The following is a 19,075-nucleotide window of genomic DNA, read 5'->3' on the forward strand; positions in this document are numbered from 1 at the left end:
ATGAGACGATTCCAATCCATCCACGGCCGACTGTTCCTGATCTTCTTGTTCAGCATGCTCGGGCTTCTGCTAATCGTCAGTCTCGTCTACTATCAGCGGGCGACCGAGCAGATCAGGGACAAGGTCGGCGTGATCGCGAAAAAAAACATATCGCAAACGGTCGGCCTGTTCGAGCTCATGCTCAAAGGTTATGACAGCGTCACCAAATCGCTCAACAGCAACAACGAGCTGATGCAGCTGCTGCAGCAGAAGACGCCCGCGGGCTCTCCGGAGGTCAGCTCGGTCAACCGGGAACGCCAGATCACCGATATCCTGGGCGCCATCTTCTATTCGCGGAGCGATATCGTCGGGATCCATGTCATCTCAAGCCAGGGCAAGGTATACAGCTTCGACCGCTCGATCGGATCTTCGACGCGGGATTACAAGTCGACCGACTGGTATGCCGAGCTGCAAAAGTCCAAGGGGGATATGCGCTGGCTGGGCGTATACCCGCAGGCCCCGATGAGCGGCGGCATCGACAGCCCGGTGTTCGCGTTCGGCCGCCAGCTGTTCGAGCTCAGCACGATGAAGTCGGTCGGCTACGTGCTGATCGAGACCGAGGAGGACCCGATCCTCTCGGCGCTCTCCAACGCCAGCATCGGTCCGGGCAGCAGCGTCGTCATTCGCGATTCGGCCGGGAACGTCATCGTCCGGACGAGGCCGGAGGTGGATGGTTCCGGCGAGGAGGGGGCGGAGGCATTGCCCGCGGATTGGCCGGGCACGCTGAAGAAAGGCGAGGTCGCCGTGCGCGACCGCAAGGACGCACTGCTGACGGCGGCCCGGATCGGCACGGCGGACTGGACGGTCATCGGGGTGACGCCGAAGCGCGACCTGAAGCTGGAGCTGAAGCAGACGCAGCGGTTCCTGCTCACGGTCGTCATCCTGCTCGTCGTCGCGGCGACGGCGCTCGCGACGCTCGTGTCGCGCTCGTTCTCCTCGCCGTTCAAGCGGCTGATCCAGCAGATGAAGCAGGTTGAGCTAGGGAACTTTCAGGGGCGGGTCCGTGTCCATTCCTATCAGGAGCTTAACGTGCTCGTCGGCTCGTTTAACCGAATGGTCTATCAGATGGACAACTTGATCGAGCGGGAGAAGCTGTTGTCGATCAGCGAGAAAAACGCTCAGCTGCAGGCGCTGCAATCCCAGGTCAACCCGCACTTTTTGTTTAACACGCTCGACATGATCTACTGGATGCTCGACGAGCGGGAGAACGATCGGCTGGGGCGCCTGATCCTGGCACTATCCCGGATCTTCCGGTATAGCAGCGACTGGGAGGAAGCTTCGCGTGCGCCGCTCCGCCTCGAGCTCGAGCAGCTGCGCCATTATCTGACCATCATTGAGACGAGGCTAGGCGGGCGCGTGAATACCGAGATCGAGGTGGAAGAGCGCTGGCTCGGCGCTCAGGTGCCGAAGATGATCCTGCAGCCGATCGTGGAGAACGCCGTAAAGTACGGGCTTGAGCCGCTGAGCCGAGAAGGCTCGCTCCGGATCCGCTCGGAGGAGACGGAGGACGCGCTCGTCATCGTCGTCGAGGACAACGGCGTCGGCATGGACGAGGAGACGCTGCTCCGCATTCGGCGATCGCTGGAGGAGGCAGCCGTGTCGCCGGGCCGGCAGGAGGATCCCGCCGGACGCCGGGGCATCGGTCTTGCGAACGTGCATCGCCGCATTGCACTGATGTACGGGGACGGGTTCGGACTTCGGATCGAGAGCGAACGCGAGCGCGGCACGAAGATTACGGTTTCGTTTCCGAAACCCGCAGAAGAGGGGGATTCCCGATGAATATTCTCGTCGTCGACGATGAAGAAGTCATCCGCAGCGGCATCGAGCGGACGATCTCCCGCGGGTTCCCCGAGCATCGCGTTCTGCTCGCCGGGAATCCGGAGGAAGCCGTTGAAGCGCTGCGGACAAAGCATGTCGACTTGGTGCTGACCGACGTGCTGATGCCGGGCATGACGGGGCTCGAGCTGATGGCGTTCTCCCGGCGCAAGCAGCCGCATGTGAAGTGGGTCGTCATCTCGGCGCATTCCGAATTCGCATACGCGCAGGAGGCCGTGCGGCTCGGCGCCAGGGATTATATGCTGAAGCCGATCGGCAAGGAGTCGCTCGTCGGACTGATCGACGAGCTCGCGCGCGAGATCGCGGAGGAGAGCGAGCGCAACAAGGAAGCAGACCTGATGAAGCGCAATCTGCGGTTCCTCCGGGAAGGCGTATTCGCGCGTTGGGCGTCCGGGCTCGATCTGGGCGGCATCGATATCGCGCCGTTTACCGAGAGCCACCCGTACTTCAATTTGCTCATGGTCCGTCTGGATAGCGACGCGGACACAAAGTTGGAGCATTTCATCGTGGAAAATGTGCTGACCGAGCTGATGGACTCCGCGGGCAAAGGCTTCGTCGCGAGCATCGACGCGCATAGTCTGCTTGGACTCGTGACGCTGCGGGAGGAAGCTGGGCTCGGCCTGCTCGTCGACAAGCTCCGCACTCATCTGAAGCGTTACTTGAAAACGCCCTTCCAGGTGCTGCATTCGGGGCGGATCGACGATCTGGCGGCCGTGCCCGGCGAGGTGCGGCGCATGCGCAGCGCATCGTCCGCGCAGGTGTACGATCACTACGCGAGCGGCGGGGAAAAGGCGATCGAGGTCGCGGTACAGTACATCCATACGCATTTCGGCGAGGAGATCGGACTGGAGAAAGTGGCGTCCATCGTTTACCTAAACCCGGTCTACTTCAGCCAGCTGTTCAAACAGAAGGCGGGGACGGGCTTCAAGGAGTACGTTACCAACCTGCGGATCGCGCGCGCGATGGAGCTGCTTGGCGGCTCCGAGCTGAAGATCGGCGATATCGCCGAGCGGGTCGGCTATCCGGACGTACGTCACTTCTCGCAGGTGTTCCGCAAGAAAGCGGGCAGCACGCCGTCGGAGTACCGGCAGGAAGTCAGGGGCGGCGCGGCGGCAGATGTCGGAGAAGGAGAGTTCGAGTAGCGGGAGCATGCCTAAACATAGGTTCCGGACTCGAAGGCAGATCGCTGCTATCGGCGTCAGGAACGTTTTTAATTTTAGACGCCGAATCCGCGGGAATGCGTCTCGTGACGCCGGTTGCTTCAAATAGATTGACATCTATTCCCTGCGTGAATTAAGCTATCCGTGTCAAACGAATATTGCGGATGAAGATGGCAGGGAGAGACTGCGCCGACAGGCGCGGCACCGAAGGGGCAAGTCCGCGGCAAGCCCGCCGGCAGGACCAAACTTTCAGGTAAAAGTACCGCCATCCGACGCGCCTCTGGAGAGAGCGAACAGCCACCAAAGGGGTAAGGGCGGAGCGAACGCCTCGTCTAATCTCTCAGGTACCCGGGACAGAGCATACGGCAGCATGCCGTTGCTCTGTCCTTTTTTGCCGTTCGGCGCTTATTGCGGCAGGCAGCGGTGCGACCACACACGAGAGGATGACGAAGATGAGCGAGATCAAGGCGGGATTGGGCTACACCGAGGAGCATGAGTGGGCGGAGGCGACGGCGAGCGTCATACGTGTCGGCATCACTGATTACGCGCAGAGCTTGCTCGGGGACATCGTCTTTGTCGAGCTGCCCGGCGTAGGAGACGAACTCGCGGCAAACCAGCCGATGGGGACGATCGAATCGGTCAAGACGGTGTCGGATCTTTTCAGCCCCGTGGACGGCAAAGTCGTGCGCGTGAACGAGGATCTGCTGACTGCGCCGGAGAAGGTTAATGCGGACCCCTACGGAGAAGGCTGGATCGTCGAGGTCGAGGTGGATGGCGATCCTGCGGAGGCGGTCAAGGGCCTGATGGATGCCGGGAAATACGAGACATTCCTCGCGAGCAAGTAGTTTGGCTTTTACGCGGAAGATCAATGACTGAAGCCGTAAGCTCGGGACAGCCAGCTTTATGATGCGGAGATAAAATATCGCCTTCTGTAAACCAGTAGCAGGGTTAGAGGCGAGGAGTTGGCAAGTAAAGTAAAAGTAAAAGTAAAAGTAAAAGTAAAAGTAAAAGTAAAACCTAGAGGGAGAAACCCAAGAAAGCGGCGGTACGGTAAATAAATGCCTGCATCCGTGCAGGCTTTCAGCCGATTTGACGAATGGAAGCGGAAATGCCTGCAAATCAGCATCTATTTAGCTGCGAAACCCGAAAATCACGAAGGGAAGAGATCAAAGCCTGCATATTCGCATCTTTTTATTGTTCAAAGTCTGTCATACAGGAAAAGGATGTAAATTTGCAGGCATTTATCTGTTCCCCTCCGGCAGGCGAATCGCGCTCACGGAGAGGCATCGTCCGATCGCGCATCGCTGCCGGCGTCACTCTAGAATGTGGCGCAGTCTTTAATGCATTCAGGCGGTTGGGGTTAATCCGCTGATTGTATTTGCTACCGCCAAAGAACCGCCAGGCGATCCTTCCTGGCGGCTTTTTCATATATCTGCGTTCGAATATCTCCGAACTACCTCCCATCCTTCGCCGCGCCAGCCAGCCTCATCAACTGCGCGATCTCCTGATCGTGGCTCCCGGACGTCCCGTCCGCGCCCTGCGACCGCAAGCGGTCGATTAGCGCGACGGCCTCCGGGCCGGCAACGGTGACGATGCGCTCGCCGTAGCCGCGATCTTTAAGCCATTGCTCGGCCGCGGCCAGCGTATCCGTCTTGTCCGTGTCGACGGAGCGGATGCCGACGCCGCCGTGCGGGCCGGGCTCCGGACCTTTGCCGGACAGGCCTCCGGTGCCGCTCAGCAGCTTGCGCTGCAGGGGATCCGCGGCGGAAGCGGACGGCCCCCGGTCCTTGGCCGCGAGGAATACGGCGTCGTTCGCGACGAGCACGCGAATGCCGGCCAGCCCGGCGCCGGCCAGTTCGGCCTCAAGATCGGAGGAAGTGCCCCGGCCGCGCAGCCCCGAGCTGCCGATCCGGCTCAGCACGCCGCTGCCCATGCCTTGTCCCGATGCGCCGTATTGGTTGGTCGTCCGCGTCTTCTCCCGGTCGACGCTCGGGATAACCGCCGGATCATGCTGCCCTGCAATCTGCGGACGCTGCACGGAGTGCATCTTCAGCCGGTCGTCTACGATGCGCTGCGCGTCTGCCGCTTGCTTGACCGACTGCTCGCGCAAGCTGTGGCTCTGGCAGGCGGCCAGCGTCAGCACGCTTGCGGCGCAAGCGATCGCGAGCATCCGGCGCTTAGTTGCGATTGCGTTTGCCATGGCGAATCTCCACCTTATATTGGATTGGTTTGAAGTTAGCATAGCCAGCCGCAAGGAATGCATAAGGACTTAATTTTGGAAAAAACTAAGGGGGAAAAATCCGGAACGAACAATGGAGGTGAAAGGATGGCTGACCCGAATCAAAAGGGCGGCTCCGGTCACGACAAGGTCGAGCAGCCTTCCCGGCGGAAATTTCTCGTCCAGGCCGGCTATGCGGTCGGCGGCGTTATCGTGGGCGGGGCGCTCGGTAGCCTGATCCGGCCGTCTAAGAAAACGGAGACCGCTCCCGAAACGGGCGAGGGCACGGCGACGGACATCAAAAGCTACAATCGCGCGCCCATGTTCTTTACGCAGGAGCAGCTCGGCATCGTATCGGCGGCTACGGAGCGGATTTTTCCCGCGGACGACGCCGGTCCAGGCGCGCTGGCGCTCGGGGTCCCGTTTTTTATCGACCACCAGCTGGCGGGCGAGTGGGGATTCAATTCCAGGGAATACATGTCGCCTCCCTTTTACGCGGGGGAGAAAGTGCAGGGTTATCAGGGCCGCTTGAAGCGGCGGGAAATGTTCGAGATCGGACTGCGGGAATTGGAAAATTACAGCCAGACGAAATTTACGAAGGGCTTTACGGAGCTCGCGGCCGAGCAGCAGGACGAGGTGCTGAAGGCGTTCGAGTCCGACGAAGCGAAGCTGACGACGATCTCGGCGAGCGGTTTTTTCAAAATGCTGCGGAGCAGCACGCTCGAAGGGGCGTACAGCGATCCGCTTTACGGCGGCAACGCGGACATGAACGGCTGGAAGATGCGAAGCTACCCCGGCAACCAGATGAGCTACACGGATATCATCGACAAGGACTTCGCGGTCATCGCGCCGAGCAGCCTGCAAGACCATCTAAGCGCCCACTAAGGCGGAGAGGACAGAAGCGATTATGGCCAAGACGCTGCCGAAAACGGACGTCGTCATCGTGGGCGTCGGCTGGGCGGGCGGCATCATTGCCGCCGAGCTGACGAAGAGCGGACTGAACGTCGTCGGCCTGGAGCGCGGCAAGGAGCGCAAGACGGAGGACTATTTTATGGTCCACGACGAGCTGCGCTACGGGCTGCGGTACGAGCTGATGCAGGATTTATCGAAGGATACGGTGACTTTCCGAAGCACGGAGAAAATCCGGGCGCTGCCCATGCGGTCGTACGGCTCGTTCCTGCTGGGCGAAGGGCTCGGCGGAGCCGGCGTGCACTGGAACGGCCAGACCTACCGCTTCCTTCCGTACGACTTCGAGATTCGTTCCAAGACGATCGAACGGTACGGCAAGAACAAGATTCCGGACGGCATGACGATTCAGGACTGGGGCCTCACCTACGACGAGATGGAACCGTATTACGACAAGTTCGAGAAGCTCGCGGGCATCTCGGGGGAGCCCAACCCGCTCGGAGGGAAGCGTTCGGCCGACTATCCGACGCCGCCGATGAAGAAGTCGCCCGCGCTCAGCATGTTCAGCGACGCGGCGTCCAAGCTGAAGCTCCACCCGTACATGATGCCGTCGGCCAATTTGTCGGAAGCCTACACGAACCCGGACGGCATCTCCCGCGCCGCGTGCCAGTACTGCGCGTTCTGCGAGCGCTTCGGCTGCGAGTACGGCGCGAAGGCGGACCCGGTCGTCACCGTGCTTCCCGTAGCGCTGAAGACGGGCAAGTTCGAGATTCGCACGCACTCGCAGGTTCGCCGCATCCTTCACCAAGGCGGTAAGGCCACGGGCGTCATGTATACGGATGTCACAACGGGCGAAGAGCTCGTGCAGCCGGCCGACATCGTGGTCGTAACCAGCTACGTGTTCAACAATGTCAAGCTGCTGCTCATGTCCGGACTCGGCAAGCCGTACGATTCCGCGAGCGGGACGGGCGTAATCGGCCGCAACTATGCGTACCAGGTGCTAAAAGGCAACGCGGCCGGCTTTTTCGACGACAAGCAGTTCAATACCTACGCGGGTGCGGGCTCGCTCGGCGTGTCGCTCGACGATTACAACGGGGACAACTTCGACCACACCGACCTGAAGTTTATCCACGGGGGCTCGATCAGCATCAGCCAGACCGGCATGCGCCCGATCGCCAACAATCCCGTGCCCGGAGGGACCGCATCCTGGGGAGCGGAGTTCAAGGCCAACTCGGTCAAATACGCCAATCGCTTCCTGTCCGTCGGCGGGCAAGGATCGTGCATGCCGTTCCGCCATCACTTCCTCGATCTCGATCCTACATACAAGGATGCGTACGGCGATCCGCTCGTGCGGCTGACGTTCGACTTCGAGGAGCAGGATCGCCAGCTTGCGCTCTACTTGTCGGGCAAGTGCGCGGAGATCATGAAGGAGATGGGCGCGAGCCATATCGACCAGCTCAAGGAACTCGGCCCCTACGAGATTACGACGTACCAGTCTACTCACAATACGGGCGGCGTCGTGATGGGCGCCACACCGGACACGTCAGCGGTCAACACTTACTTGCAGATGTGGGACGCGGAGAACGTGTTCGTCGTCGGCGCCAGCGCCTTCCCGCACAACTCGGGCTACAATCCGACCGATACGGTAGGCGCGCTCGCCTACCGGGCGTCCGAGGGCATTCTCAAGTATCGGGAAAAGGGCGGCAGTTTGGTGTAAATCGCGTAAAGGGAGAGCCTCTGCTTCGAGGAAGCGGGGGCTCTTTGTCGTGTTCGGATGGCGGATAAGGCTTGCTGACATGGTTAAGTAAAGTTCATAACCTTGAAACACGGCCATTTCATTCGCATTTAGGGAATGTCAAAATAAATGGCAAGCCACCTGCAGAAGGAAGGAACAAGATGAATGTGAAGGCGAATTGGGCGGAAGAAGCCTGGCGGCAGGTCGTCGACAAGATCGGCAGAACGAGTGCAAGCATCGGAGCGTCATTCCCGAATGGCTCTGTCAATGGCCGCTATAATAGAAGTCCCGCGCATGATTGGGTCGCAGGATTTTGGCCGGGGCTGCTATGGTTGGTCTATCGGGACACCCAAAATGAACGTATGAAGGAGCTGGCCGTACAATGCGAGCAGCAGCTTAGCAAGACGTTGTGGGCGTTCGACGCTCTGCATCACGATGTCGGCTTTATGTTTGGGTTAAGCAGCATTAATCAATATAAGCTCCTGCAGGATGAGGAAGCCAAGCGCCACGGCTTGATGGCCGCCAGTCTGTTGGCGGGCCGATTTAATCCGGCGGGCGGGTTTATCCGCGCCTGGCCGAATTGGGGCGATGAGGATCACACCGGCTGGGCGATCATCGACTGCATGATGAATCTGCCGCTCCTGTACTGGGCCTCCAAGGAAATCGCCGATCCGCGATACCGGCACATCGCCGAGATTCATGCGGATACGGTGCTTCGGTCGTTTTTTCAGGAAGACGGCTCCGTCCATCACATCGTCAGCTTCGATCCGGAAACGGGCGAGCGGAAGGAAGCGCTGGCCGGACAAGGCTATGCCGCGGGTTCGGCGTGGGCAAGGGGATCGGCTTGGGCGTTGTACGGTTTTGCGCTTAGCTATACATACACGGGCAAGGAGAAGTATCTTTTGGCAGCCAAGCGTGTGGCGCGCTTTTATATCGATCATTTACCGGCGGACTCGGTGCCTTTTTGGGATTTTCGTTTGCCTGCGGATGCGGAGGGCATGCCGAGAGATTCCTCTGCGGCGGCCATCGCCGCATCGGGACTTCTGGATCTGGCCTCCCTGGTACCGGGAGAAGAAGGGGGCGCGTACAAGCAAGCAGCCGAGCGCATCCTTCGTTCGTTGCATGAAAACTACGGCGCATGGGACGAGAACGAAGAAGGTCTGCTGCTGCATGCGACCGGTTACTACGCCGCCGATATTGGCGTTGATGCACCGTCCATTTATGGAGACTATTATTTTGCCGAAGCACTGTTTAAACTGAAATATAATGGCCTGGAGCCGTGGTGAAAGGATAGGGAACATGTCGACAAATCGCGTACAGCTAGTTAAACCGGGCTATTTTGCAACGGCTGCGGCGGCGGATAGCCGCAGAGGAGAATTCGACATCGGCAACGAAATTTTGATCGCGCACGAGGTGCCGGTTGACTTTGTATTTATCGGGGACTCGATCACGCATATGTGGGAGTTAAATGCCTACTTCGGCCGCACCGGTCGGTTCATCGTGAATCGGGGCATCGGCGGAGACATCAGCAGCCACGTGTTGCGAAGATTCGATGCGGACGTGATCCAGTTAAAGCCGAAGCATGTGGTGATCAAAATCGGCGTGAACAACTTCTGGGCGATGGACGGCTGGACGGCAGGCGACCGGAAAACGGCGGAGCAAATCGTTCCGGGTCTCGTCGACGATATCGAGGAAATGGTCAAGAAAGCGAAAGAGAACGATATCGTGCCGGTCGTCTGTTCCATCCTTCCGACGGATATGCCGCAATCCGGACACAATGACCAGCGTAATATAGGCATAATCAGTGCGAACGAGCATTTGCAAAAAGTTGCCGCTGAACAAGGCGCGATCTATGTCGACTATCATTCGCGGATGACTAAAGAAGACGGCCTCAAGCTACGCGAAGGGCTTGCCGACGACGGGCTTCACCCGCATGTGCTGGGCTACGATATTATGGCCGATGCTTTGCGCGAGACATTGGAGCAGAAGGGAATACGCATTTAAGAGCGCAGGCACTGCGCTCGCACGTTTTGAACGAAGGGCTGTCCCAGAAGTCATGCAAATGACCGAGGGGCGGGCCTTCATTTTTATTTTGCCTCGTTAATTAAAATGTTATATCGTGGAAATTAGATATTTTGAATTGGGGGCTGCATGGTGAGAAATACGGTATCGGTTGTTCTGATGGGGATCGGCATTCTGATTATTGCCATCGGCTTCATTGCCGGCATCGGCCTGGGCAAAGATGCGTATGGCGAGTTCTCGCTTGCGGCCGCCTTGTATTGGTGGCTGTCCGCGCTTGCTGCGGGATTTTTGTTCATCGGTTTGTCGGAAGTGATCCATCTGCTGCAGAAGCTGCTCGACCGTACGGCATCGCCCGCGCCGTATCAATCTGCACGGTCGGGTGCCGGAAGGCTGCCGACGGCCAATACGACGGCAGCTGGATCGGCTCGAGCTACGGAAGTAACCGGCGGCTATTCTGCGCCGGCGAATCAAGCGCAGCCCGAAGTTCTGACGGAGATCGTCGTTCAGCATGCGGGCATGGCGAGTGGCGTCGAGCAGTTCAAAGGACTGACGATCCTGCTGGACGAACGGAAGATCAAAGGCACGTTCCGGTTCGGCCCCGAGCTGCTTCAGATCGTGAGCCAATCGATGTTTCAAGCGGATGAGGCAGCACAGAACGTCGAGACCATTCCTTTGCATTCTTTTTCCGCCGATTATCTCGAGGGAAAGGACTACTACACATTTTCTTTTGAAAAGGGTACGCGCAAGCTCGCATTCAAGACGCATAATCTGTACGACTATGACCGGATTGTAAAGCGGATCCGGCGGGAGGCGTAGCTTAACCCTTATACCGTCGACCGTAAAAAACCCTTCCCTGTGCGACTGTCGTGGTCGGTGAACAGGGAAGGGTTTTATTGAACGAGCGGCTTCAGGTCGGATTCCGCTCCTTGATCAGCTCGGCGACAGGCTCGTGCTTGTCGTCCTCGATGATGCCGCGGGTGGAGCTGCGGAATTCGCGCAGCGTCTCGCCGAAGGCTTTGCCGAGCTGGGGAAGCTTGGCCGGACCGAAGACGATCAGCGCGATGGCGAAGATGATCAACAGTCCGGAGATGCCGATATTGTGAAACATCGTGGGTTCACCTCCTTTATAAATGTTTGATCGCATTCATAATCATATTTAGCCGGCTTAAATTTGTACGCCGTTAACCCGGTGCAGGTCCCGCGGCGCGACGCAGCCTGAACTGCCGGTTCGCGACAAGCGCGCTGCACTCGAACAGCAGCAGGAGCGGCACAGTCACGGACAAGTGGGAGAACAGGTCCGGCGGCGAAATGCACGAGCCGACGACTGCGAGCCCCACATAGGCGTACTTGCGGATAAACTTGATGCGCGCAGGGTCCAGCAGACCGAGCTTCGTCAGAAAGAGCATGACGAGCGGCATCTCGAAGGCGATCCCGAGCGGCATCAGCACGCCGAACATAAAGGCGAAGTAACGCTCGATCCCGTACATTTCCACGGCGCCCACGCTTTCGTTCATCGACTGCATGAATCGGAGCATCATCGGAAAAACGAGAAAGTACCCGAATGAGGCGCCGCCGAGAAACAGCAGGAACGAAGCGGGAACGTAACCGAGCGTGCCGCGGGCCTCCCTGCCGGTCAGTCCCGGCCGGACGAACGCCCACGCCTGATACATTGCGAGCGGGAACGTGAGCAGCGCGGCGAGCAGGAAGGCGCACCGCAGGTAGACGAACAAGCCGTCGGTGAACGAGAAAACGTGCCAGTCGATCGGCGCGCCCGCCGCCGCCCGCGACTTGAGCAGCAGCAGGATGGAGGGGGACAGGTACAGGCCGGCGCCCATCGAAGCGACGAACCAGATGCCCGTGACGATCAACCGCTTGCGCAGCTCGGACAGATGGCCGATCCATTCTTGATTGGCGTTCATAAGCATCACCGCCGTTGCCATATATTGCATAGCTTTGTCTTTATCGTGTCCAATTCGCCCGGGGCTATTCCCGAAGTCAAAGGCAAGATGTCGCGTGCATGCCATTCCGATAAATGGAGAAATCTAACCGAAACGACAAGAAGGAGGTCAAGCTCGCATGAGAAAATGGGCGGCAATCGCAGCAACGGCCGCGCTGCTGGCAATGACGACGGCGGCTTGCGGCAAAAGCAATAACAACAACGCTTCCACGACCCCGCCGTCGAGCGAGGCGCCGGCATCGCCCAGCGGCACGACGACGTCATCCGGCGAAGGCGCGGAGACGATCTACAAAGCGCAGTGCATCGCCTGCCATGCCGCCGATCTGAGCGGCGGCGTCGGTCCGAATCTGACGGACGTCGGCGCGCGCCTGTCGACGGACGAGATCTCGTCGCGTATTCACAACGGCGGCGGCGGCATGCCGGCGTTCAAGGGAACGCTGACGGACGATCAGATTAACACGCTCGTTAACTGGCTGAGTACGAAGAAAGGCTGATCGCGCTCGGCGCTCGATTAAGTACGACAAAAAAGCCCGCGTACGCGATTCCCGGCAGGGGATCCGCATCCGCGGGCTTTTGTCGTAGTCACAGCTTCAGCTAGCGCCGCGCTTGCACGCCGCGCAGCACCTTGCTTCGCATATCGGCGTCCACCGGCGCGCCATGCGCCAGCTCAAGCGCCCACAGCACGGCGCCCGTCGCAGGAGGCACCGCGAGCGGGAGGAAACGGCAGCGGCGGCGGGTCAGCTCGCCGACATCAAGCATGTACCGCTGCATCAGGAGCGGGCTCTCCGCCTTGACCCAGACGGAGCCGGACAGTACGATCTCGATCTCATCGTCCGCGTCGAAGTCGAGATGGGCGATGCATCCGGCCGTGGAGAGCGCCATCTGCCGGGCCGAGTGCGCAAGCAGCGCGACGGCGGCTTCGTCGCCGGCGTCCGCAGCGGCGAACAGCACGCGCATGAGCTCCGTATTCGGGAGCGTACGCTTGTAAGCCGCGTCCGCCGCGTAGTCCATGAAGCGCTCGCGCGAAGGCGCGCCGAGCAGCGCGATGACCGGCTCGGCCATTGCGGTCGGCGGCCCCAGCCGGTAGAAGCCGTCATAGACGGCGCGGACGACCTTGCGGCCCAGGTAATAGCCGCCGCCTTCGTCCCCGGCGAGCTCGCTGCCGATGCCGCCGACCTGCAGTCGCTTGCCGCTAGGCGATATACCGCCCGTGACGGCGCCCGAGCCGTTGACCGAGCAGATGCCGTAGCCGCGCTCGGTGCCCGCTTTGATGCCGAGGAAAGAATCGTTGTCCACGGCATATTTCCGCAGCCCGATCCGCTCGGCGATCCGGCAGAGCTCTTCCTGCTGCGTCGGCAGATCGCAGCCGGCCAGGCCGAACGCCGCGGCCTCGACCTGCGACAGCGCGATGCCGCGCGGCTCGAGCAGCTCCCGGATGCGCGCGTCCATTTCGCGATGGGCGCCGGCGTAGCCGTCCGTGAACCGTTCGTGGCTGCAGGTGCCCGCGTTAATATGGTTAACGAAGCCGCCCTCGCGGTCGAACAAGAAATAATCGGTCTTGCTGTTGCCGCCGTCGACGCCGATCACGTAGCCGCTTCCAGGCTCCGCTCCGTTCATGGGTATCACGCTCATTTCTTTTCACTTTGCTCACCAAATTGCCGCTATCGCGCGTGAACCCTGCCTACCGGCAGGCCATAGCGGCAAAATCTGCCGCTATCGCGCGCGAACTCTGCCCGCCGGCAGGCCATAGCGGTAAAATCTGCCGCTATCACGCGCGAACCCGGCCGCCGCCGGGCCATAGCGGCAAAATCTGCCGCTATCGCACGCGAACCCGGCCGCCGCCGTGCGATAGCGGCAAAATCTGCCGCTATCGCACGCGAACCCGGTCCGCCGCTATCTCCCCAAACCTGCGTACCACTTTGCGATCGCGCACCATGCAAACCCATCGGCCTTGCCATCGTCACCTCAGCACCATCGCCCGAGCCGCTGCCTCTCGCAATTCGCTACTCAGCTAAGCCGCTGCCTCGCAATTCGCTACTCAGCCAAGCCGCTGCCTCGCAATTCGCTACTCAGCCGAGCCGCTGCCTCGCAGCCGACGCCATTCGATACTCACCCAAACTGCGGCAAATACGCCTTGTGCGCTTCCTTCAGCTCGCCGAAGCAAGCGAGCGCCGTGTTGTAATCGCCCACCAGCGGGTTCATCAGCAGCGCCCGCATCGCGGCGTCTACGCTGCCGGATACCGCGGCGGCCACCGTCTCGCGCTCGTACGCTTTTACCATCCGCATGTAATCGATGATATGGCGGTTCGCGAATCCCGGCACGGAGACCGGCACGGCGCCGTCTTTGCCGATGACCGCGGACACCTCGACCGCGTCGTCGTCCTCCATGAACGACAGCGCGCCTCTATTCAGCAGATTAACGACGTGCACCTCGCGCTTGTCGTTCCAGATTGCATCCACGAGGCTGATCGCGACCTCCGAGTAGTTGGCGCCGCCGCGCGAGGAGAGCAGCTCCGGCTTCACGTGCAGCTCGGCATCTTCGTAAATCCGCAGCAGGTCCGCTTCGATGCCGATACACTTCTCGCCGCGCGTTTGCTCGCTTTCTTTCAGCAGCTTCAGCTTCTTGTCCTTGAAGTAGTAATACTCGAGGTAGGAGGAGGGGATGGCGCCGACCATGTTCACCAGCTCCCGGCTGAAGCCGCTCGACGGAATGTTCTTCATCGCCTCGCTGTTGAGCCCGAGCTCAAGCGCCGTTTTCAGATAGTCCTTGCCGTCGTGCTCGATCGCGGTAATCCAGCTGAGGTGGTTAAGGCCGACATACGTCATCTTGGCATCCGGCAGTTCGAGCGTCTCGCGGATGCTCTTGTACATATTGTACGGAACGTTGCATAGGCCGAGCATCTTGACGCCGGTATGCTTCAGCAGCGCCTCGGTGATGATGCCCGCCGGATTGGAGAAGTTGATCAGCCAAGCGTTCGGACATAGCTCCTGCATCCGCTCGGCGATCTGCAGCATGACCGGAATCGTGCGCATCGCCTTGAAGAAGCCCCCGATGCCGCACGTCTCCTGGCCGATCAGGCCGTACTTGAGCGGAATCTTCTCGTCGAGCACCCGGGCGGACAGCTTGCCGACGCGAATCTGCGCGAGCACGAAGTCGGCGTCCCGCAGCGCCTCGTCCAGATCCTGCGTCAACGTGACGCGGGTGGGCAAATTTTCCGATTCGATCATGCGTCGGCACAGACTGCCTACGACGTCCAGCTTCCGCCCGTCGATATCCATCAGCACGAGTTCGCTGACGGGCAGGGCGCCCTTGCGCTTGATAATGCCTTCGATCAGCTCCGGCGTGTATGTGCTCCCGGACCCGATAATCGCGATTTTCAGCTTGCTCATGACGTTCCTCCTGCGGGCCCTCATCGGTTATCGTTCGCGTTAAGCGTTGGCCCTTCATTTGCGGCTATTATAGCATGGGGCGTTTCGGTCAACAATAAAATATAGAAATTTTATTTCAATGTGATATATTTATTTCAAAATATTATTTCTAAACCGTCGTCGTTCCGTATGTCGCGACATGCCCTTGTCTTTTGGAAAAAATGGCCTTACTATTTACTAAAATACGACAGAATGCGCAGGTACCTACCATGGCGATCCAGAACAATATATTGCTCAAGATCCGCGACATGAAGGACAGCATGACGCCCGTCGAACGGATGGTGGCCGAATACATCCTCGCCAATACCGAGGAGATTCCGCATCTCTCCATCAAGAGTCTGGCGCAGTTCAGCCGGACGAGCGACGCGTCGGTGCTGCGCTTCTGCAAGACGCTCGGCTACAGCGGTTACCGCAGCTTCATCGTGAGCATCTCGGCGTCGGTCGGCTCGATGGACGAGGAGCAGAAGGACGAATATACCGATATCCAGCCCGGAGACGATCTGAACGTCGTCGTCTCGAATATTTCTTACAACAATATGAAGTCGATCGAGGATACGCTCAGCATCATCGACCGCGGCGCCGTAGCGAAGGCTGTTCAGGCGCTGCGCGACACGAACCGGATCGTATTTTTCGGCATCGGGGCTTCGGGACTCGTCTGCATGGACGGCGAGCAGAAGTTTTCCCGCATCAACAAGATGTGCCATGCCTACACGGACGGGCACAGCCAGCTCACGGCCGCCACGCTGCTCGGCAAGGGCGACGTCGCCTTCTTCGTCTCGAACTCCGGCGATACCATCGAGATCCTGGAGGCGCTGGACATCACGCAGCGCGCGGGCGCGACGTCGATCGCCCTCACCAAGTTCAACAAGAGCGAGCTTGCGGACAAAGCCGACATCGTGCTCAGCATCTCTACGCCGGAGGTCACGATTCGCAGCGGCGCCATGGGCTCGCGCATCGCGATGCTGACCGTCATTGACATCCTGTTCGCCGGGGTCGCGAGCGCGGAATATCCGAATATTAAAAAATATTTGTTGAAAACCCACAATATTTTAGCGGGCAAACACCGCAGATAACGATTACAGACATTGCCGGGAACCATCGGCGATGTCTTTTTTTGTTGCTTTTCTGAAAATAAAAATGCAATTAAAATTTTTACTATGAAATTTTATTTCAAAAAGTATTGACGCTTACAGAACGGAAACGATAAGATAAGTCCCAAGAGGGGGCATTAAATAGATCCATGAAAGGACGATCCTCACAAACAAAGGGTAGGAGAATGGCCATGAACGAATATCTCGCGGGTCTAACCACAGAGAAGATCAATCCGGCAACCCGGACGATCGACGAGTGCACAACGGAGCAGATGCTGCATCTTCTCAACAAGGAGGATGCCGCCGTTCCGGCCGCGGTGGCGGAAGAAATTCCGAACATCATGGAGGCTGTGGACGTTCTGCATGCCCGGCTCAAGAGCGGGGGCAGAATGTTCTACATTGGCGCCGGATCATCCGGCAGAATCGGCGTACTGGACGCATCCGAATGTCCGCCCACCTTCGGGGTCGACTCTGAACTCGTTCAGGGGCATATAGCAGGCGGGGATACGGCGCTTCGGACAGCGGTGGAAGGATTCGAGGACAACGCGGAGGAGGGAATGGCGCTCATCGAGCGTATCGGCGTCACCGACAAGGACGCGGTCGTCGGCATTTCCGCCAGCGGCAGCGCGGCCTTCGTCATCGCCGCGATCCGCCGGGCCGGAGAGATCGGCGCAGCGACGATCGGGGTCGTCAACAACAAGGGCTCGCGGCTCGGCGAAGTATGCGACATCTGCATCGCGCCCGTCGTCGGACCGGAGGTCATCATGGGCTCCACGCGGCTGAAGGCCGGTTCGGCGCAGAAGCTGGTGCTCAACATGCTGACGACGGCGACGATGGTCAAGCTTGGGAAAACCTACAACAATCTGATGGTCGACCTCAAGGCGAGCAACAAAAAGCTGCAGGATCGTTCGATCCGTATCATCAAGGCCGCGACCGGCGTCGACGCCGAGACGGCGTCCGATTATCTGGCGCGGGCGTCGCAGAGCTGCAAGCTTGCGATCCTGATGATCGAGACGGGGCTCTCCGCTTCGGAGGCGGCCGCATCGCTGGCCCGCTTCGAAGGCAACCTCAAGGCGACGATCCGCGCGCACAAGCAAGTCGTTTAACCGGCAAGCGCAGTCTTATCATTCACCCGATTGAGGGGCATTCCAAGGAGGAGTCATCCGAATGATGAACAAAGGCAAAGCACTCTCGCTCATGCTCGCAGCGACGCTGTCCGTATCCGCGCTGACCGCATGCGGAAGCAACAACAATAACGGCGCGGCCAGCCCGTCGTCCGCTTCCGGCTCCGCCGTGGCTTCCGGTTCGGCGGCTTCCGGCGCCAAGGATACGATCACGGCATTGCTGCCGCCCGTATCGCCGACGTACCAAGACAATTTCGACCAGATGGAAAAGGACTTCAATGCCAAGTACCCGAACCTCACGCTCAAAATCGAGCCGGCCAGTTGGGAGGACATGACGCAGAAGCTCGACACGCAGGTCAACGCGGGCAGTCCGCCGGACATCGCGTTCATCGGCTCCGACGGCATCTCCAAATACGTGCAGCAAGGCATGGCGCTCGACCTGACGGACGTCGCGACGCCGGAGATGACGGGCGACTACGACGCCGCGCCGCTTGAATATATGAAGAACGGCACGGGTCTGTACGGCTTCCCGGCGTACATGGAAGTCCACGCCCTCGGCGGCAACAAGGAATTCCTCGAAGCTGCCGGCATCGACTGGATCAAAGTGCAGAAGGAAGGCTGGACCTACGACGAATTCCGCGAAGCCATTAAGAAGGGCGTCGTGAAAAACGGCGACGCGACTTCCCGCTACGGCTTCGTCTTCGCGACGGCCGGCGTCGCTTCCAAAGACTATCTGGGCATTATGGCGAAGAGCGCCGGCATGCCTGCGGCATTCACCAAAGAGTTGAAGTATACGTATACGAGCAAAAACTATCTCGAGCTGCTGACCGACCTTCGCCAGCTGATCGACGACGGCTCGATGCCGAAGGAGCTGAGCTCCGTCGACGCGGGCAAGCGCTGGAACATGTTCCTGACCGGCCAGACGATGATCACCGGCAAGGGGCTGGCGACGTTCGAGAACTCCGCGAAGAAAAACAACGCGAAGATCGACGCGAACGACGGCAGCGCGGTCAAGGACAGCATCAAGGTCGATTACATCGTTCTGCCGGTGCCGACCTTCGCGGGGGCGGAGCAGGTCTCTTACACGGTCGTCGACGGCTACGTCGCCTTCCGAGGCAAGAAGGAGCCGACCGCCGAGCATAAAGCGAACATCGCCAAGGCAGCATACTTCCTGTCCAGCGGCCAAGTCGCGGCTACGACGAACAACGACCTGTTCGCGGCCCACATCACGAAGAGCGGACGCGAAGCGGCGGCTTCGATGCCGATCGAGCGCAGCGCGGACAACGTCGCGGCGGTCGAGACGATGCTTTCCCACGCCGCGCCTGCCCGTCCGGACATTCCGGCCGATCTCGGCGCCAAGGCAATCAAGATCGAGAACGAAGTCATCATTCCGAAGATGCAAGCCTTGCTCGCAAACGAGATCAAGCCGCAGGAGATGTACGACGCGGTGAAGAAGGCCGCGATCGCCGCCTTCGGCGAGGACGGCATCGTCCAAGACTAACGACGCATTCGCAATAACGCATTCGCGTACGGATAGCCGCGTGAGCACCCCGCATGC

At 59.7% G+C, this 19,075-nt stretch carries 17 protein-coding genes and 2 riboswitches; of the genes, 12 read left to right on the forward strand and 5 right to left on the reverse strand.

All coding sequences use genetic code 11. The features are described 5' to 3' along the window. From ACFSR7_RS13375 to gcvH, 3 genes are all read left to right on the forward strand, one after another. Positions 1-1,818: a cache domain-containing sensor histidine kinase gene (locus ACFSR7_RS13375; RefSeq protein WP_378162258.1), complete on the forward strand. Its 1,818-nt coding sequence runs from the start codon at positions 1-3 to the stop codon at positions 1,816-1,818. Continuing rightward, positions 1,815-3,017 carry a response regulator gene (locus ACFSR7_RS13380; protein ID WP_378162260.1) on the forward strand — a complete coding sequence of 401 codons (1,203 nt, stop codon included), beginning with the start codon at positions 1,815-1,817 and terminating at the stop codon, positions 3,015-3,017. Before ACFSR7_RS13375 ends, ACFSR7_RS13380 begins: the two co-directional genes overlap by 4 nt. A gap of 182 nt (positions 3,018-3,199) precedes the next feature. Further along, positions 3,200-3,310: riboswitch (glycine riboswitch) on the forward strand. 3 nt (positions 3,311-3,313) lie between these two features. Continuing rightward, a riboswitch (glycine riboswitch) is annotated at positions 3,314-3,394 on the forward strand. A gap of 93 nt (positions 3,395-3,487) precedes the next feature. Next, a complete protein-coding gene (gene gcvH, locus ACFSR7_RS13385) occupies positions 3,488-3,880 on the forward strand; it encodes a glycine cleavage system protein GcvH (protein ID WP_378162262.1) in 393 nt (130 codons plus the stop codon). A gap of 608 nt (positions 3,881-4,488) precedes the next feature. On the opposite strand, the gene ACFSR7_RS13390 is transcribed toward gcvH, so the two are convergent. After that, positions 4,489-5,235 (reverse strand): hypothetical protein, encoded by a 747-nt coding sequence (locus tag ACFSR7_RS13390; protein WP_378162263.1) that lies wholly within the window; start codon positions 5,233-5,235, stop codon positions 4,489-4,491. A gap of 126 nt (positions 5,236-5,361) precedes the next feature. Here ACFSR7_RS13390 and ACFSR7_RS13395 point away from each other — a divergent pair, with 126 nt between their 5' ends. The 5 genes from ACFSR7_RS13395 (at position 5,362) to ACFSR7_RS13415 (ending at position 10,732) form a co-directional block, all read left to right on the forward strand. Next, complete coding sequence (locus ACFSR7_RS13395; RefSeq protein ID WP_378162265.1) at positions 5,362-6,138, forward strand: gluconate 2-dehydrogenase subunit 3 family protein; 777 nt, start codon at positions 5,362-5,364, stop codon at positions 6,136-6,138. Positions 6,139-6,160: 22 nt separating this feature from the next. Beyond that, on the forward strand, positions 6,161-7,876 hold the full coding sequence (locus ACFSR7_RS13400; protein WP_378162267.1) for a GMC family oxidoreductase: 1,716 nt from the start codon (positions 6,161-6,163) through the stop codon (positions 7,874-7,876). A gap of 179 nt (positions 7,877-8,055) precedes the next feature. Continuing rightward, on the forward strand, positions 8,056-9,180 hold the full coding sequence (locus ACFSR7_RS13405; RefSeq protein ID WP_378162268.1) for a glycoside hydrolase family 88 protein: 1,125 nt from the start codon (positions 8,056-8,058) through the stop codon (positions 9,178-9,180). Between the two features lie 13 nt (positions 9,181-9,193). Further along, complete coding sequence (locus tag ACFSR7_RS13410; RefSeq protein ID WP_378162270.1) at positions 9,194-9,898, forward strand: GDSL-type esterase/lipase family protein; 705 nt, start codon at positions 9,194-9,196, stop codon at positions 9,896-9,898. Positions 9,899-10,048: 150 nt separating this feature from the next. Next, a complete protein-coding gene (locus ACFSR7_RS13415; protein WP_378162272.1) occupies positions 10,049-10,732 on the forward strand; it encodes a hypothetical protein in 684 nt (227 codons plus the stop codon). 91 nt (positions 10,733-10,823) lie between these two features. On the opposite strand, the gene ACFSR7_RS13420 is transcribed toward ACFSR7_RS13415, so the two are convergent. Next, on the reverse strand, positions 10,824-11,024 hold the full coding sequence (locus tag ACFSR7_RS13420; RefSeq protein ID WP_282911369.1) for a twin-arginine translocase TatA/TatE family subunit: 201 nt from the start codon (positions 11,022-11,024) through the stop codon (positions 10,824-10,826). 73 nt (positions 11,025-11,097) lie between these two features. Then, positions 11,098-11,835, reverse strand: a complete 738-nt coding sequence (tatC, locus tag ACFSR7_RS13425; RefSeq protein ID WP_378162274.1) for a twin-arginine translocase subunit TatC — start codon at positions 11,833-11,835, stop codon at positions 11,098-11,100. A 157-nt stretch (positions 11,836-11,992) separates the two neighbouring features. Here tatC and ACFSR7_RS13430 point away from each other — a divergent pair, with 157 nt between their 5' ends. Then, positions 11,993-12,367 (forward strand): c-type cytochrome, encoded by a 375-nt coding sequence (locus ACFSR7_RS13430; RefSeq protein WP_282911367.1) that lies wholly within the window; start codon positions 11,993-11,995, stop codon positions 12,365-12,367. Between the two features lie 100 nt (positions 12,368-12,467). Here ACFSR7_RS13430 and ACFSR7_RS13435 read toward each other — a convergent pair whose 3' ends face one another. Together ACFSR7_RS13435 and ACFSR7_RS13440 are read right to left on the reverse strand one after the other, a co-directional pair. Continuing rightward, positions 12,468-13,490: an N-acetylglucosamine kinase gene (locus ACFSR7_RS13435; RefSeq protein WP_378162276.1), complete on the reverse strand. Its 1,023-nt coding sequence runs from the start codon at positions 13,488-13,490 to the stop codon at positions 12,468-12,470. 492 nt (positions 13,491-13,982) lie between these two features. After that, complete coding sequence (locus ACFSR7_RS13440; protein ID WP_378162278.1) at positions 13,983-15,263, reverse strand: 6-phospho-beta-glucosidase; 1,281 nt, start codon at positions 15,261-15,263, stop codon at positions 13,983-13,985. 248 nt (positions 15,264-15,511) lie between these two features. Here ACFSR7_RS13440 and ACFSR7_RS13445 point away from each other — a divergent pair, with 248 nt between their 5' ends. The 3 genes from ACFSR7_RS13445 (at position 15,512) to ACFSR7_RS13455 (ending at position 19,018) form a co-directional block, all read left to right on the forward strand. Beyond that, a complete protein-coding gene (locus ACFSR7_RS13445) occupies positions 15,512-16,375 on the forward strand; it encodes a MurR/RpiR family transcriptional regulator (protein WP_378162280.1) in 864 nt (287 codons plus the stop codon). 209 nt (positions 16,376-16,584) lie between these two features. Further along, complete coding sequence (murQ, locus tag ACFSR7_RS13450; RefSeq protein ID WP_378162282.1) at positions 16,585-17,499, forward strand: N-acetylmuramic acid 6-phosphate etherase; 915 nt, start codon at positions 16,585-16,587, stop codon at positions 17,497-17,499. Positions 17,500-17,560: 61 nt separating this feature from the next. Further along, positions 17,561-19,018, forward strand: a complete 1,458-nt coding sequence (locus ACFSR7_RS13455) for an ABC transporter substrate-binding protein (RefSeq protein WP_378162284.1) — start codon at positions 17,561-17,563, stop codon at positions 19,016-19,018. Positions 19,019-19,075 lie beyond the last annotated feature (57 nt).

Source organism: Cohnella sp. GCM10020058, assembly GCF_042683485.1.
GTDB lineage: Bacteria > Bacillota > Bacilli > Paenibacillales > Paenibacillaceae > Cohnella.

What these genes read in the sequence shown, in the direction of transcription:
- murQ (WP_378162282.1), top strand. Translation starts at nt 16,585, where the DNA reads ATGAACGAATATCTCGCGGGTCTAACCACAGAGAAGATCAATCCGGCA.
- tatC (WP_378162274.1), bottom strand. Translation starts at nt 11,835, where the DNA reads ATGAACGCCAATCAAGAATGGATCGGCCATCTGTCCGAGCTGCGCAAG.
- ACFSR7_RS13455 (WP_378162284.1), top strand. Translation starts at nt 17,561, where the DNA reads ATGATGAACAAAGGCAAAGCACTCTCGCTCATGCTCGCAGCGACGCTG.
- ACFSR7_RS13410 (WP_378162270.1), top strand. Translation starts at nt 9,194, where the DNA reads ATGTCGACAAATCGCGTACAGCTAGTTAAACCGGGCTATTTTGCAACG.
- ACFSR7_RS13440 (WP_378162278.1), bottom strand. Translation starts at nt 15,263, where the DNA reads ATGAGCAAGCTGAAAATCGCGATTATCGGGTCCGGGAGCACATACACG.
- ACFSR7_RS13380 (WP_378162260.1), top strand. Translation starts at nt 1,815, where the DNA reads ATGAATATTCTCGTCGTCGACGATGAAGAAGTCATCCGCAGCGGCATC.
- ACFSR7_RS13435 (WP_378162276.1), bottom strand. Translation starts at nt 13,490, where the DNA reads ATGAACGGAGCGGAGCCTGGAAGCGGCTACGTGATCGGCGTCGACGGC.
- ACFSR7_RS13390 (WP_378162263.1), bottom strand. Translation starts at nt 5,235, where the DNA reads ATGGCAAACGCAATCGCAACTAAGCGCCGGATGCTCGCGATCGCTTGC.
- ACFSR7_RS13420 (WP_282911369.1), bottom strand. Translation starts at nt 11,024, where the DNA reads ATGTTTCACAATATCGGCATCTCCGGACTGTTGATCATCTTCGCCATC.
- ACFSR7_RS13430 (WP_282911367.1), top strand. Translation starts at nt 11,993, where the DNA reads ATGAGAAAATGGGCGGCAATCGCAGCAACGGCCGCGCTGCTGGCAATG.
- ACFSR7_RS13400 (WP_378162267.1), top strand. Translation starts at nt 6,161, where the DNA reads ATGGCCAAGACGCTGCCGAAAACGGACGTCGTCATCGTGGGCGTCGGC.
- ACFSR7_RS13375 (WP_378162258.1), top strand. Translation starts at nt 1, where the DNA reads ATGAGACGATTCCAATCCATCCACGGCCGACTGTTCCTGATCTTCTTG.
- ACFSR7_RS13445 (WP_378162280.1), top strand. Translation starts at nt 15,512, where the DNA reads ATGGCGATCCAGAACAATATATTGCTCAAGATCCGCGACATGAAGGAC.
- gcvH (WP_378162262.1), top strand. Translation starts at nt 3,488, where the DNA reads ATGAGCGAGATCAAGGCGGGATTGGGCTACACCGAGGAGCATGAGTGG.
- ACFSR7_RS13395 (WP_378162265.1), top strand. Translation starts at nt 5,362, where the DNA reads ATGGCTGACCCGAATCAAAAGGGCGGCTCCGGTCACGACAAGGTCGAG.
- ACFSR7_RS13405 (WP_378162268.1), top strand. Translation starts at nt 8,056, where the DNA reads ATGAATGTGAAGGCGAATTGGGCGGAAGAAGCCTGGCGGCAGGTCGTC.